Origin of the sequence: Kumtagia ephedrae, from assembly GCF_003012745.1 — a bacterium.
GTDB classification, from domain to species: domain Bacteria; phylum Pseudomonadota; class Alphaproteobacteria; order Rhizobiales; family Rhizobiaceae; genus Kumtagia; species Kumtagia ephedrae.
Genome location: NZ_PXYK01000001.1, coordinates 88,968 through 101,746, shown reverse-complemented (window position 1 = coordinate 101,746; position 12,779 = coordinate 88,968). Strand labels below are relative to the sequence as shown.

14 protein-coding genes and 1 tRNA gene are annotated in these 12,779 nt (G+C 65.7%); 9 read left to right on the top strand and 6 right to left on the bottom strand.

The window, feature by feature from the left end; translation table 11 throughout:
• Nucleotide 1 precedes the first annotated feature (1 nt).
• The 3 genes from C7I84_RS00570 to C7I84_RS00560 are packed head-to-tail and all read left to right on the top strand — an operon-like array spanning nucleotide 2 to nucleotide 2,300.
• A complete protein-coding gene (locus C7I84_RS00570; RefSeq protein WP_106770197.1) occupies nucleotides 2-862 on the top strand; it encodes a phytoene/squalene synthase family protein in 861 nt (286 codons plus the stop codon).
• Between the two features lie 58 nt (nucleotides 863-920).
• Complete coding sequence (locus tag C7I84_RS00565; protein WP_106770196.1) at nucleotides 921-1,343, top strand: hypothetical protein; 423 nt, start codon at nucleotides 921-923, stop codon at nucleotides 1,341-1,343.
• 3 nt (nucleotides 1,344-1,346) lie between these two features.
• Nucleotides 1,347-2,300 (top strand): sterol desaturase family protein, encoded by a 954-nt coding sequence (locus tag C7I84_RS00560; RefSeq protein ID WP_106770195.1) that lies wholly within the window; start codon nucleotides 1,347-1,349, stop codon nucleotides 2,298-2,300.
• Here the strand turns inward: C7I84_RS00560 and C7I84_RS00555 are convergent, their stop codons facing one another.
• The 3 genes from C7I84_RS00555 to trmFO all read right to left on the bottom strand — a co-directional run bounded on the left by C7I84_RS00555 (nucleotide 2,301) and on the right by trmFO (nucleotide 4,410).
• The gene (locus C7I84_RS00555; protein ID WP_106770194.1) at nucleotides 2,301-2,636 is read right to left on the bottom strand and encodes a type II toxin-antitoxin system RelE/ParE family toxin; all 336 of its coding nucleotides are present in this window, start codon (nucleotides 2,634-2,636) and stop codon (nucleotides 2,301-2,303) included. It lies immediately after the preceding gene.
• On the bottom strand, nucleotides 2,590-2,910 hold the full coding sequence (locus C7I84_RS00550) for a type II toxin-antitoxin system ParD family antitoxin (protein WP_106770193.1): 321 nt from the start codon (nucleotides 2,908-2,910) through the stop codon (nucleotides 2,590-2,592). Before C7I84_RS00550 ends, C7I84_RS00555 begins: the two co-directional genes overlap by 47 nt.
• Before the next feature lie 75 nt (nucleotides 2,911-2,985).
• Nucleotides 2,986-4,410 carry a methylenetetrahydrofolate--tRNA-(uracil(54)-C(5))-methyltransferase (FADH(2)-oxidizing) TrmFO gene (gene trmFO / locus C7I84_RS00545; protein WP_106770423.1) on the bottom strand — a complete coding sequence of 475 codons (1,425 nt, stop codon included), beginning with the start codon at nucleotides 4,408-4,410 and terminating at the stop codon, nucleotides 2,986-2,988.
• Nucleotides 4,411-4,488: 78 nt separating this feature from the next.
• Here trmFO and C7I84_RS00540 point away from each other — a divergent pair, with 78 nt between their 5' ends.
• Complete coding sequence (locus C7I84_RS00540) at nucleotides 4,489-5,073, top strand: hypothetical protein (protein WP_245428268.1); 585 nt, start codon at nucleotides 4,489-4,491, stop codon at nucleotides 5,071-5,073.
• Nucleotides 5,074-5,089: 16 nt separating this feature from the next.
• On the opposite strand, the gene C7I84_RS00535 is transcribed toward C7I84_RS00540, so the two are convergent.
• On the bottom strand, nucleotides 5,090-6,043 hold the full coding sequence (locus C7I84_RS00535) for an aldo/keto reductase (protein WP_106770192.1): 954 nt from the start codon (nucleotides 6,041-6,043) through the stop codon (nucleotides 5,090-5,092).
• A gap of 529 nt (nucleotides 6,044-6,572) precedes the next feature.
• Nucleotides 6,573-6,713 (bottom strand): DUF1127 domain-containing protein, encoded by a 141-nt coding sequence (locus C7I84_RS00530; RefSeq protein ID WP_106770191.1) that lies wholly within the window; start codon nucleotides 6,711-6,713, stop codon nucleotides 6,573-6,575.
• Nucleotides 6,714-6,948: 235 nt separating this feature from the next.
• Between C7I84_RS00530 and C7I84_RS00525 the strand changes: the two genes are divergently transcribed.
• Together C7I84_RS00525 and C7I84_RS00520 are read left to right on the top strand one after the other, a co-directional pair.
• Entirely contained in the window at nucleotides 6,949-8,052 is a 1,104-nt protein-coding gene (locus C7I84_RS00525; protein ID WP_106770190.1) for a DUF2157 domain-containing protein, read from the top strand.
• On the top strand, nucleotides 8,049-8,630 hold the full coding sequence (locus C7I84_RS00520; RefSeq protein ID WP_106770189.1) for a GDYXXLXY domain-containing protein: 582 nt from the start codon (nucleotides 8,049-8,051) through the stop codon (nucleotides 8,628-8,630). The genes C7I84_RS00525 and C7I84_RS00520 overlap by 4 nt, the downstream gene beginning before the upstream one ends.
• 122 nt (nucleotides 8,631-8,752) lie before the next feature.
• Here C7I84_RS00520 and C7I84_RS00515 read toward each other — a convergent pair.
• Nucleotides 8,753-8,837 (bottom strand) — tRNA-Leu (locus C7I84_RS00515).
• 350 nt (nucleotides 8,838-9,187) lie between these two features.
• On the opposite strand from C7I84_RS00515, the gene tig reads away from it, so the two are divergent.
• The 3 genes from tig (at nucleotide 9,188) to recA (ending at nucleotide 12,660) form a co-directional block, all read left to right on the top strand.
• On the top strand, nucleotides 9,188-10,669 hold the full coding sequence (gene tig, locus C7I84_RS00510) for a trigger factor (RefSeq protein WP_106770421.1): 1,482 nt from the start codon (nucleotides 9,188-9,190) through the stop codon (nucleotides 10,667-10,669).
• Between the two features lie 225 nt (nucleotides 10,670-10,894).
• Nucleotides 10,895-11,413, top strand: a complete 519-nt coding sequence (locus C7I84_RS00505; RefSeq protein WP_106770188.1) for a hypothetical protein — start codon at nucleotides 10,895-10,897, stop codon at nucleotides 11,411-11,413.
• 164 nt (nucleotides 11,414-11,577) lie between these two features.
• Nucleotides 11,578-12,660 carry a recombinase RecA gene (gene recA, locus C7I84_RS00500; protein ID WP_106770187.1) on the top strand — a complete coding sequence of 361 codons (1,083 nt, stop codon included), beginning with the start codon at nucleotides 11,578-11,580 and terminating at the stop codon, nucleotides 12,658-12,660.
• Nucleotides 12,661-12,779: the final 119 nt, after the last annotated feature.

Genomic DNA, 12,779 nt, shown 5'->3' with positions numbered 1-12,779 from the left:
GGTGACCTCCACGGCTGACCCGGTGACTGATTCCGTCCGCACGGCGGATCACGACCGCTATCTCTCGACGCTCTATGCGCCGCAGGACAGGCGTTCTGCGCTGTTGGCGCTCTATGCCTTCAATGCCGAGATCGCCGGCGTGCGCGACCGCATCCGCGAGCCGCTGCCGGGCGAGGTCAGGCTGCAATGGTGGCGGGATGCGATCGCCAACCGCGCCGCCGGCGCGCCGACGGGTCACCCGGTGGCCGACGCGCTGATAGACACCATCGATCGTTACGGCTTGCCGGAAGCGGCCTTCCAAAACTATCTCGAGGCGCGCATCTTCGATCTCTACGACGATCCGATGCCGGCGCGCACCGACCTGGAAGGCTATTGCGGCGAGACGGCCGGCGCCGTCATCCAGCTTGCCGCGATGGTGCTCGACGCCAGGGCCGCGCCGGACTTCGCCGCGCTTGCCGGCCACGCCGGCTGCGCCCAGGCGATCACCGGGCTTTTGCGTCTTCTGCCGCTGCACCGGGCACGAGGCCAGTGCTTTGTCCCGCGCGACATCCTTGCTGCCGCCGGAACGACGCCGGAGGAGTTCGTCGGAGGCATGAACGCCGCCGCCGCGGAACGCGCCTTCGCCGCTATGGCCGCGCTGGCCGGCGAGCACCTGTCGGCCTTCCAAGCCGCCGCCAAGGATATCCCGCAGACGCTGCGCCCGGCCTTTCTGCTCCTGGCGCTGGTGCCGGCCTATCTCGACCGGATCGCATCGCAACCGGCAAAGGCCCTCACGAAACCGGCCGACATCGCCGGCTGGAAGCGCCACTGGCTGCTCCTCACGACGGCCTCGCGCGGCTGGCGCAGGCCGTCTTTGACGTAAACGTCAATTGTGATACCACATAGCCGGCGGGTGAAATGCCTGCCGGGAGGAAATCGCCTTGAGCCTGCCGATCCTCGTCGCCATCGTGGCGATCGGCATAAGTCTGACCGTGGCCGCCGTGCACTTCACCGGCGGAAGCCGGCCCGCGCTCGTCGCGGATGCCGACCATGCCCGGCAAATCTTTCTCGGCGATTTCCCCGACGAGCGGCCGTCGACCGCTACCCTGACCATCGACCGCAAGTCGGCCTTTCTGGCCCTGACCGGCGGCAGAATGGGCATTGTGCAGAGTTTCGGCGACGGCTTTTTCACGCGCATCGCGTCACCTGGGGACGTGGCCTCGGTCCAACTGCGCGAGCCGGCGACCGTCTTGATCCGCTTTCGCGACTTTACCTGGACCGGCGGCCGTTTCGCCTTCGCCGAGGCGCGCGCCGCCGAGGCGGTCGTGTCGGCGCTCGCCCCTTCAGGCGCCAGGACGGCCTGAGCGATGGAAAGCCACGAATTCCCCAATGTGACGGACTACGCGATCCCGTTTTTCGTCGCCGCCATGCTGATCGAGATATGGCTGGTTCGCACCGGCCGCGCCAAAGGCTCCTTCGAGACGCGCGACACGCTGACCAGCCTGGTGATGGGGACGGGCAACGTCGTTGCCGGACTGCTGCTCGGCGTCGTTTCCTATTCCGCCCTGCTCTGGGTCTGGCAGTTCCGCCTCTTCGACCTCGGCCTGTCGCTCTGGGTGTTCGCAGTCGCCTTCCTGATCGATGATCTGCGCTACTACTGGTATCACCGCATCGCCCATCGGGTGCGCTGGGTGTGGGCGGAGCATGTCAACCATCATTCCAGCCAGCACTACAACCTGTCGACGGCGCTGCGGCAAAGCTGGACGGGGCTGTTCACCGGCATGTTCGTGCTGCAGGCACCGATGGTGCTGCTCGGCTTCCACCCGGCGGTGATCGTTTTCGTCTACGGCTTCAATCTGGTCTGGCAGTTCTGGATCCACACCGAGACCATCGGCAAGCTGCCCCGCTGGTTCGAGTTCGTCATGAACACGCCGTCGCACCACCGTGTGCACCACGCGACCAACCCGCGTTATCTCGACGCCAACTATGCCGGCACGCTGATCGTCTGGGACAGGCTGTTCGGCACCTTCGTCGAGGAGTTGGAGGATGACCGCCCGCGCTACGGCATCGTGAAGAATCTCGGCACGTTCAACCCGCTGCGGGTCGCCTTCCACGAATATGTCGGCATTTTCAGGGACGTGTTTTCGCCGGGCCTGACGCTGCGCCAGCGCCTCGGCTATCTGTTCATGCCGCCCGGCTGGAGCCATGACGGCTCGCGCCAGACCTCGGAAAGCCTGAAGCGGGCCTATGTGGAGCGCAATCAGTCGGAGGCCGGAAGGCCGGGACTGCCGGGCAGGGCAGGCATCGAGCCGGCGGAATGATCAGTCGTCACCGGGATCCGGGCGCTCGCCGTGCAGGATGGCCTCGAAATCGCGGCCGCCATAGAACACATTGACGATGCTGACTCTGTCGCCCTCGATGACATAGGTGATCACTGCAGATCGCTCGAACGGCACTGTCCGCAGGCCCGGCGAAATATCGTCCCGCGCCCTGCCGCCACGCGGAACATCACCTATTCGATGACAACGATCCCTGATCCGTTTTGCGAAGCGCCGAGCTGCCGCGGCGCTGCCCGACTCTCTCGTTATGTACTCGGCGATGCGGCGCAGATCATCCAGCGCGCTTCGTCGCAACTCCACGCGCAGCCTTTGTATCATCCGCCGTCTCTCCCAGCCGGTCGATATGGTCCTCCAGCATCGCAAACGCTTCCTCGATCGGGATAGCGGGACGAGGATCCTCAAGAGATGCCTTGGTTCGCTCCCTGATGGAAGCCATGCGCTCGGCATGCTCTTCGTCATCGCGCTGCAAGGCGCGCAATGCCGCGCGGATCACCTCGCTGGCAGAGCCATAGGAGCCGTCCTCGACCTTTTCGCGGATCATCCGCGCCATGGCGGGCGTAACGGTGACCGAGAGTTTTTCCGCATTTTCCATGGGTACGCTCCGACAGGACTTTCACGAGTAGGATGATATCCTACTCGTGAAAGTCCGTCCAACAAGCCCGATCGGCTATTCGGCCGCCTGCGCCGCCGGAGCCAGTCCCAGCCAGGCCCGGCAATCGCGCAATGCGCGCGCCGACGTCGCCTTCTTCTTGGCGATCGCCTTGTCCTTGCCGCGGAAACGACCCTCGAAGCTGTCCGGTTTGAGCTTCGTGCCGGGCTCCAGCGGCGGGAACAGGCCGAAATTGACGTTCATGGGCTGGAACGAGCGTTTGCCGGGCTCGTCGTCGGAGACGATGTGGCCGCCGGTGATGTGATTGAGCAGCGCGCCGAAGGCGGTGGTTGCCGGCGGCGGTGAAACAGGCCTGCCGAGACGCTGGGCGGCGGCGAAGCGGCCGGCCAGAAGGCCGATCGCGGCGCTCTCGACATAACCCTCGCAGCCGGTGATCTGGCCGGCGAAGCGCAGGCCTGGCCGGCCTTTCAATTGCAGCGTTGGGTCGAGCAGGGTCGGCGAGTTGATGTAGGTGTTGCGGTGCAGGCCGCCCAGCCGCGCGAACTCGGCATTCTCCAGGCCGGGGATCGTGCGGAAGATGCGCACCTGCTCGCCATGCTTCAGCTTCGTCTGGAAGCCGACCATGTTGTAGAGCGTGCCCAGCGCATTGTCCTGGCGCAACTGCACGACCGCATAAGCCTTCACCGTCGGATTATGCGCGTTGGTCAGCCCCATCGGCTTCATCGGCCCATGCCGCAGGGTCTCCGGGCCGCGCTCGGCCATCACCTCGATCGGCAGGCAGCCGTCGAAATAAGGCGTGCCCTCCCACTGCTTGAACTCGGTCTTTTGACCATCGAGCAGCGCCTGGACGAATGCCTCGTATTGCGCCTTGTCCATCGGGCAGTTGATGTAATCCTTGCCGGTGCCGCCCGGCCCGACCTTGTCGTAGCGCGACTGGAACCAGCAGGTGTCCATGTCGATCGTGTCGAAATGCACGATCGGCGCGATCGCATCGAAGAAGGCGAGCGCGTCCGCGCCGGTCCTTTGGGCGATCGCCTCGGCCAGCGCCGGCGCGGTCAGCGGGCCGGTGGCGATGATCGCCTGGTCCCAGTCCTCCGGCGGCAGGCCGGTCACCTCTTCACGTACGATGCTGATCAGCGGATGCGCTCCCAGCCTCGCCGTCACGGCGGCGGAAAACCCATCGCGGTCGACCGCCAGCGCCCCGCCGGCCGGCACCTGGTTGGCGTCGCCGCTCGCCATGATCAGCGAGTTCGCCAGCCGCATCTCGGCATGCAGCAGGCCGACGGCATTGGCTTCGGCGTCATCGGAGCGGAAGGAGTTGGAGCACACCAGCTCGGCAAGCCCGTCGGTCTTGTGCGCGTCGGTGCCGCGCACCGGACGCATCTCATGCAGCACGACCGGCACACCGGCCTGCGCGGCCTGCCAGGCAGCTTCCGAGCCGGCCAGCCCGCCGCCGATGATGTGGATGGGTTTCGTCGTCATGGCCGGGGACATATGCCCGCGGGGCCGGGAAAGCAACGTTCCACGCACGGCTTGTAAGCGGGGGAAGCCGCCTCCATTATGTGGTCGATGGCGCTGGGCAAACGCATTTCCGTCGCAGGGGTGGTCGTGCTGTCGGCCATCGGCACCGCAGACGTGAGTCACGCCGTCCCGTTGACCGTCTGCCATGGCTATTCATGCAGCTTCAGGACGCGGCTGGAATTGGGCCCGGGCGACCTCAAGGACATCGCATCCATCTTGCGTAGCGGTGCGTCGTCGGCCGCGGCCGAGCGCCGCGCGATCTCGAAGGCCGTGCAATATTACGAGCGCAGGGCCACGGCGGCTGTGGGAATCCGGGATCGTGCGAAGGGCGATTTCTCTGGTGGCCTTGAACGCGGCCAGATGGATTGCATCGACGAATCCACCAACACCACCAGCCTGCTTGAACTGCTGGAGAGCCGGGGCATGCTGAGACACCATACCGTCCAGCGCAAAGTATCCCGCGGCTTCCTTGCCGACCGCCGCTATCCGCACTTCACCGCCGTGATTGCCGACAAGGCGGGTGAAAGATGGGTGGTGGACAGCTGGTACGAGCCGGCCGGCGGTGCGCCGGACATCATACCGCTGGCCCGCTGGCGAACTCGCGGCGTGTGGGGCGAACGTTAGATCAGGAGATGTCGCCCTAGGATGGTGCGCTTGCCCTGTCGAGCTGCACGATGTCGTCGGGGTCGAGATCGAGGCTCACCGCCCTGATCAGGCTGTCCATCTGGTCCAGGGACGTCGCGCTGGCGATCGGCGCGGTCACCTCGGGACGCGCGATGACCCAGGCTAGCGCCACTTCGGCGGGCTGTGCGCCATGCTTCGCCGATACCGCGTCCAGCGCAGCGAGGATGGCGTAGCCGCGCGGGTTGAGATAGCCCGACACGCCGCCGCCGCGCGGGCTTTTGCCGAGGTCGGCCTCGCTCCGGTACTTTCCGGCGAGGAAGCCGCGCGCCAAGCTGAAATAGGTGATGACGCCGAGCCCCTCGGCGCTGGCAAGTTCGCTCAGCGCCCCGTCGAAGCTGCCGCGATCGTAGAGATTATATTCCGGCTGCAGCACTTCGTAGCGGGGCAGGCCTTGCGACTTCGCCACGTCGAGCGCCTCGCGCAACTGGCTGGCATCATGGTTGGAGGCGCCGATGGAGCGCACCTTGCCGGCCTTCAGCAGCTTGTCGTAGGCGCCGAGCGTCTCTGCATAGGGCGTCTCGGGATCGTGCCAGTGCGAGAGATAGACGTCGATGTGGTCGGTCCGCAGCCGCCGCAGCGAGGCCTCGACCTCCTCCAAAATCCATTTCGCCGACAGGTCCTTCCTGCCCTGGCCCATGTCGGACCCGACTTTCGTGATGACCACGACCTTGTCGCGGTTGCCGCGGCTCTTCATCCATTCGCCGATGATCGTCTCGGATTCACCGCCGGAATTGCCGGGCACCCACCTGGAATAGGCATCGGCCGTGTCGATGGCGTCGAGGCCGGCCTCGGCGAAGCGGTCGAGCAGGTCGAAGGAGGTCTTCTTGTCGGCGGTCCATCCGAAGACGTTGCCGCCGAGGACCAGGGGCGCAATCGAAATCCCGGTGCGGCCGAGTGCTCGCTTGGTCATGCCGATCTCCTAGGGATGAATAGGCGTTGATCCACGGGACATAGGTCACGCGCATGGATGATGCCAGGTGGTGCGGGAGAACTGTCGGTTGGGCCACGAAACACAACACCCGCCGGGGGAGGAGGTCCGGCGGGTGTCGCATAGGCCGGGCAGCGTTCGGGAGGAGGTGAAGGCTGCCCGTAGTCGCCGGACCCTGGGAGGAGGATGGGCCGGCGATGTTCTTTTCGCAGGTCACGGGTGCGAAGCCCGAAGTTTACAGCACCCGCCGGGGGAGGAGGTCCGGCGGGTGCCGCATAGGCCGGGCAGCGTTCGGGAGGAGGAGAAGGCTGCCCGTAGTCGCCGAACCCTGGGAGGAGGTAGGGTCGGCGATGTTCTTTTCGCATGTGGTGGGTGCGAAGCCCGTTTTCAACAGCACCCGCCGGGGGAGGAGGTCCGGCGGGTGCCGTTTTGGTGGCCAGTCATCGGGAGGAGGATGAAGACTGGCCGTATCCGTCGGGACCGGGGAGGAGGTCGGTCCCGGCGAAATTCGTCAGATCGCCTTGCGCGCCACGTGGGGAATGTCGCTGCGGGTGAAGCCGAGATCGGAAAGGTCGCGGTTGGACAGGCGGCTCAGCTCGGAAACGGTCTCCCGGTAGCGGCGCCAGTTGCGATAGTTGCGGATCAGGTTCATGGTCGTTCTCGGTGCTTCTGTCGTTCGTCTCTTTTCTTCACGGTCCGAAAATAAGGGCGGGCCACCCGGATTAAAAGTGCCGATACCGCATGGCAGCAATGCGGTTTGTGCAATGCAACATTAATCGGTTTTAGCGGGTGCGGCGGCTCTGCAGCCGATTCGAGAATATGACGCGACGTCAAAAGCTTGCCGACTAAAACTAAAGTCGTAGGCGGTGCGTCTGGGAGGGACGGGAATGGCGGGCTACGGGAAGCGTCTCCGGCGCGATGTGGAGCGCTGGATCGGCCTCGGACTGATCGACGCCTCGACCGGTGAGGCCCTGCTGGCGGATGCTGCGGCCAACGACCGGCGGTCGCTGAGCTTCGGCTCGGTGCTGCTGATGATGGCGGCACTGCTGTTCTGCGCTGCTCTGCTGCTGCTCGTCGCCGCCAACTGGGAGGCGCTGCCGCGGCTGGGGCGCGTCGGCCTGCTGTTCGCGCTCATTCTCGCCGGCTATCTCGGCGGCGCGCTGCTGAAGAACCGCGGCCATGGCGCATTCGCCGAGGGCGCATGGCTGATCGCGGCCACCGCTTTCGGCGGGGCGATCGCGCTGATCGGCCAGATGTATCACCTGTCCGGCGACGAGGAGGCGGCGATCCTCACCTGGTGCGCCGGCACGGCGCTGGCGGCGGTTGCCCTGTGCTCCGGCCCGCTGACGGTCGCGGCGGTCGGCATCGCTGCATGCTGGATGGTCACCGAAGGCTTCGACCTGTGGGGCCGTGGCGACCTGCCGCTTGCCTATCCGGCGCTGGCACTCGGGCTCTGGCTGGTCTCGCTGTGGAGCGGCAGCGTGGTGGCGCGCCATCTCCTTCTTCTGTCGCTGGTCGCCTACGCGGTGCTGCTCACCGGCGTGGCCGACGTGGCGGTGGTCGGGCTTTGCCTTGCCGCGGTGTCGGCGGTCGTCTTCGCCGTCTCCGTCCTGGCTGCCGAACCGGTCGAGCGGCTGACCCGGCTCGACGGGCGGCTGCCGCTGCATGGGCTGATCGGCTTTCTGGTCGGCGCGGCCATGGTGCAGCTCGAACACTCCGATGACACTGCGCTGCTCGTCGTCTGCGCGCTCGTCGTGTTCGCGGCCATCGCCGCGGCGATCCTGCTCGCCGGACGCGACAGCCGCGGCCTGCGCTGGCTCGCCTATCTCGGTTTCTTTAGCGAACTCGCTTTCCTCTATGTCGCGACCGTGGGCACCATGCTCGATACGGCCAGCCTGTTCCTCGCCTCGGGTCTCGCGCTCGGCCTCGTCGCCTTTCTCATCATCCGCATCGAGCGTCGCCTGGGTGGTGGCGGGGAGGTGGCAGCATGATGCGCCCGAAACACCTTGTCCTCGCCGCGCTCGCTTTGGCGATCGTCCAGATCGGCTTCCTGTCCTGGATCATCCTTGCGCGCGCCGCGGTGCTGCGCGACGGCCGCGAGATACTGCTCAAGGTGGAGCCGGTCGACCCGCGCGACCTCCTGCGCGGCGATTATGTGCGGCTCGGCTACGAGATCTCCCGCATCCCCGTCGGCATGGTGGCGGACATGCCTGCCGACGGCACAGTCGCGGCCGGCAACATCCATGTACGTCTGCGCCGGGAAGCCGATGGATACTGGGGGGCAGCGTCGGCAAAGCTGGGCGGCGCGCCCGAACAGCCGGCCGGTGCGGAGGAGGTGGACCTGCGCGGCCGCGTCGCCCCGGCCTGGAACCTCGGGCCGGACGCGACGCTGTCGGTCGACTACGGCATGGAACGCTTCTACCTGCCGGAGGGCGAGGGGCGGCCGATCGAGCGCGACATGAACGTGCGAAGCTTCGGCATCGTGGCTGCCGTCGGCGCGGATGGGACGCCGCAGATCAAGGCTTTGATGGACGGCGAGACGAAACTTTTCGAGGAGCCGCTATATTGAAGAATGCCGCGCCTCTCCGCGGAGAGGTCCAACCCCGGGGGTTCGCAAGGGAGACCGCCGGTCTGCCGGTCAGGCCGCCCATCGGAACGGTGAGCGATAGCGAACGCGCGCGAGATACGGAATGGTGCGGATGAAGGGACTCGAACCCCCACGCCTTTCGGCACTGGAACCTAAATCCAGGGCGTCTACCAATTCCGCCACATCCGCGTCCGTCCGGCATTCCCACGCCGCTTCGTTTCTGTCAACGCGGCAGGCCGGCGTCGATTTCCCGTCAATGCCGACGTTTCGCCGGCCGCGGCCATGCGAAGAGAGTTGAAAAACCGCCCCTCCTATGACAAAAGGCGTCACAAAATTGACGGGATGTGACGGTCCGCTTCGGACGGGTTCGGTAAGAAGCAGGAAGAACAACGGCTTACCGACAGTCCTGGCGCGCAGAGAGAACATCTCCCCTGGTTCGACAGGGTCACGGTTTCTCCACACGCGACAGATTGCCGCCCGGCATGCAGAAATTCATGGACGCGAGCGGTCGCAGCCAGCGAGATGACAAAGGTTTGATGATGCAGGTTACCGAAACTCTGAATTCCGGCCTGAAGCGCGAAATCACCGTGACGGTGCCCGCCGGCGACATGGAATCGAAGCTGCTGGCGCGGCTCGAGACCGCCCGCGGCAAAGCCCGGATCAACGGCTTCCGCCCAGGCAAGGTGCCGCTTCAGCACCTGCGCAAGATGTACGGCAAATCCTTCATGGCCGAGGTGGTTAACGAGATTCTCTCGGACACGCCGCGCAACATCGTCGCCGAACGTGGCGAGAAGGCTGCCATGCAGCCCGAGATCACCATGACCGAGGACGAGAAGGAGGCGGAGAAGATTCTCGCGGGCGGCAGCGACTTCGAGTTCAAGCTCGCCTACGAAGTCATCCCGGCCTTCGAAATCAAGGATTTCTCCGGCATCTCCGTCACCCGCCCGGTCTACGACGTTCCGGAGGAGGAGATCGACGAGCAGGTCAAGCGCGTCGCCGAATCCGCCCGCAGCTACGAGCCGAAGGACGGCAAGGCCAAGGAAGGCGACCGCGTCACCATCGACTATGTCGGCAAGATCGGCGACGAAGCCTTCGCCGGCGGCAGCGGCACCGACCAGCCGCTGGTGCTCGGCTCCAAGGAGTTCATCCCGGGCTTCGAGGACCAGCTCGTCGGCGCCAAGGCCGGCGACGAGAAGAAGGTCACCGTGACCTTCCCGGAAAACTATTCCGCCGCCAATCTGGCCGGCAAGGAGGCGACCTTCGACGTCACCGTCAAGGAGATTGCCGCCCCCGGCGAGCTCGAGATCAACGATGAGACGGCCAAGAATCTCGGCCTGGAATCGCTCGAGCGCCTGCGCGAGATCGTGCGCGGCCAGATCGAGAGCCAGTTCGGCTCCATGACCCGCCAGAAGGTGAAGCGCCAGCTCCTCGACCAGCTCGACAAGGACTACTCCTTCGAGGCGCCGTCCAAGCTCGTCGAGGCCGAGTTCAACAACATCTGGGCCCAGGTCAACCGCGATCTCGAAGCCGCCGGCCGCACCTTCGCCGACGAGGAGACGACTGAGGAGGAGGCCCGCGCCGACTACATGAAGCTTGCGCAGCGCCGGGTGCGTCTCGGCCTGGTGCTCGCCGAGATCGGCGAGAGGGCCGGCGTCCAGGTCTCCGACGAGGAGCTGCAGCGGGCGCTGTTCGAGTTCATCCGCCGCTTCCCGGCCGATCAGCAGCAGGGCATCTACGAATATTATCGCGGCAATCCTTCGGCTCTGACCACGCTGCGCGCGCCGATCTTCGAGGAGAAGGTCGTCGACCACCTGCTCGGCCTGGTTTCCGTCACCGACAACAAGGTGAGCAAGGAAGAGCTGATGGCCGAGGACGATGAGGCCGACGCCAAGCCGGCCAAGGCCAAAAAGGCCAAGAAGGCGGAAAAGGCCGAGGCCGGCGCCGACGAGGCCGCCGAGGAGCCGAAGAAGAAGGCGCCGGCGAAGAAGAAGGCCGCCTCCAAGGACGCCGACGCGGAATAACGCCACGCCGTCCGAAATCATCCGCGAGGGCCGCTCTTCGGGGCGGCCTTTGTTTTTCGGAGCCTGTGGCGACCCGGCGCACGTCCGGGTACGGACAATCTGGTTTCCGGTCGGCAACCGCCGGCCCGTGGCTCGCGCAGCCGGCTTTCCGATAAGGCCTTGCTCTCGCGTCCGATCCCGTCAAAGTTGCGATCCAAAGGCGCGTATCGGCGGAAGAGGGCGGGGATGGCGTGGAGGTATGCGGCTGGACGGATACTGGCGGCGCTGGCAGTCGTCGCCCTGTCGGTGCCGCCGGCGGATGCGCAGCAGTTCGGCCGCTGGAAGATTTCGCGCGGGCAGGGAGCGGCCAGCGCCACGCTTTACAGCCTCAACACGCTGACGGCCGGAAACCGCACCATCGAATACCATCCCGCGCTGGTCGTTTCCTGCGAGACGCGCCGCTATCCGGTATGGCGCCAGGAGGTTCAGGTGCGCCGCGCCATCTCGGGGGAGGGCCGGACGGCCGTGACCATCCGTCTCGACAATGGCGGCGCCTTTTCCGAGGAGTGGGCGCTGGTGAGCATGAGCCGGTCGCTGCGGCTCGACGGCGACCACGCGGTGGGCCGGCTGGCGCGCGCCAGGCGGCTCAACATGTCGTGGCGTTTCGGCGTCTTCTCCGGCAGGGGCGAGGCGGTGTTCGACGTCGCCGGAATCAGCGACACGCTCGTCGAGCTGGCCGAGGCCTGCGGCACGCCGGTGCCCTAACGGCAGGACCACGGGCCGCCATCCTGGAACGGGTGGGGAACGTTTTCTGCAAAAATCAAATAAATCAAGATGTTGTCCATCTTGCCAAAAAAGAACAAAAGAAGTACAAAGAGTCTGGGATATCGGCCCGCATGGCCTTCATAGACGATCAAGGGGTATGTATCATGGCGCAAAACACATTGCGGCTTGTTGAGGACAGATCGGTGGACAAATCAAAGGCTCTGGACGCGGCGCTGTCGCAGATCGAGCGCGCGTTCGGCAAGGGCTCGATCATGCGGCTCGGTGCCAACGAGCAGGTCGTCGAGATCGCGACGATCTCGACCGGCTCGCTCAGCCTCGACATTGCGCTCGGCGTCGGCGGGCTGCCGCGCGGCCGCATCATCGAGATCTACGGGCCGGAAAGCTCGGGCAAGACGACGCTGGCGCTGCACACGGTGGCGGAGGCCCAGAAGAAGGGCGGCATCTGCGCCTTCGTCGATGCCGAGCACGCGCTCGATCCGGTCTATGCCAGAAAGCTCGGCGTCGATCTGGAGAATCTGCTGATCTCGCAGCCGGATACCGGCGAGCAGGCGCTCGAGATCTGCGACACGCTGGTGCGCTCCGGCGCCATCGACGTGCTGGTCGTCGATTCGGTCGCGGCGCTCACGCCGCGCGCCGAGATCGAGGGTGAGATGGGCGACTCGCTGCCGGGCGCGCAGGCGCGACTGATGAGCCAGGCGCTGCGCAAGCTCACCGCCACCATCTCGCGCTCCAACACCATGGTGATCTTCATCAACCAGATACGCATGAAGATCGGCGTGATGTTCGGCTCGCCCGAGACCACGACCGGCGGCAATGCCCTGAAATTCTATGCCTCGGTGCGCCTCGACATCCGCCGCATCGGCTCGGTCAAGGACCGCGACGAGGTTGTCGGCAACCAGACCAGGGTGAAGGTCGTCAAGAACAAGCTCGCGCCGCCCTTCAAGCAGGTCGAGTTCGACATCATGTATGGCGAGGGCGTTTCCAAGACCGGCGAACTGGTCGATCTCGGCGTCAAGGCCGGCGTCGTCGAGAAGTCGGGCGCCTGGTTCTCCTACAACTCCCAGCGTCTCGGCCAGGGTCGGGAGAATGCGAAGCTGTTCCTGCGCGACAATCCCGAGACGGCGCGTGAGATCGAGATGGCGCTGCGCCAGAACGCCGGGCTGATCGCCGAGCGTCTTCTCCAGAACGGCTCGGACGGCGGCTTCGACGACGCCGCGGAGATGTAAGCCGGCTACTTCCCCTGCATTTGTCTGATCCAGGCCGCCGGCAGCAGTGCCGGCGGCTTTTGCGTTTGAGGGAAGAGACGGCTGAAGCAAGGGAACAAGCCGGCGGAACGGCGCAGGAT

What these genes read in the sequence shown, in the direction of transcription:
- C7I84_RS00555 (WP_106770194.1), bottom strand. Translation starts at nt 2,636, where the DNA reads ATGATACAAAGGCTGCGCGTGGAGTTGCGACGAAGCGCGCTGGATGAT.
- C7I84_RS00505 (WP_106770188.1), top strand. Translation starts at nt 10,895, where the DNA reads ATGGCGTGGAGGTATGCGGCTGGACGGATACTGGCGGCGCTGGCAGTC.
- trmFO (WP_106770423.1), bottom strand. Translation starts at nt 4,410, where the DNA reads ATGACGACGAAACCCATCCACATCATCGGCGGCGGGCTGGCCGGCTCG.
- tig (WP_106770421.1), top strand. Translation starts at nt 9,188, where the DNA reads ATGCAGGTTACCGAAACTCTGAATTCCGGCCTGAAGCGCGAAATCACC.
- C7I84_RS00535 (WP_106770192.1), bottom strand. Translation starts at nt 6,043, where the DNA reads ATGACCAAGCGAGCACTCGGCCGCACCGGGATTTCGATTGCGCCCCTG.
- C7I84_RS00520 (WP_106770189.1), top strand. Translation starts at nt 8,049, where the DNA reads ATGATGCGCCCGAAACACCTTGTCCTCGCCGCGCTCGCTTTGGCGATC.
- C7I84_RS00550 (WP_106770193.1), bottom strand. Translation starts at nt 2,910, where the DNA reads ATGGAAAATGCGGAAAAACTCTCGGTCACCGTTACGCCCGCCATGGCG.
- C7I84_RS00525 (WP_106770190.1), top strand. Translation starts at nt 6,949, where the DNA reads ATGGCGGGCTACGGGAAGCGTCTCCGGCGCGATGTGGAGCGCTGGATC.
- C7I84_RS00540 (WP_245428268.1), top strand. Translation starts at nt 4,489, where the DNA reads ATGTGGTCGATGGCGCTGGGCAAACGCATTTCCGTCGCAGGGGTGGTC.
- recA (WP_106770187.1), top strand. Translation starts at nt 11,578, where the DNA reads ATGGCGCAAAACACATTGCGGCTTGTTGAGGACAGATCGGTGGACAAA.
- C7I84_RS00530 (WP_106770191.1), bottom strand. Translation starts at nt 6,713, where the DNA reads ATGAACCTGATCCGCAACTATCGCAACTGGCGCCGCTACCGGGAGACC.
- C7I84_RS00560 (WP_106770195.1), top strand. Translation starts at nt 1,347, where the DNA reads ATGGAAAGCCACGAATTCCCCAATGTGACGGACTACGCGATCCCGTTT.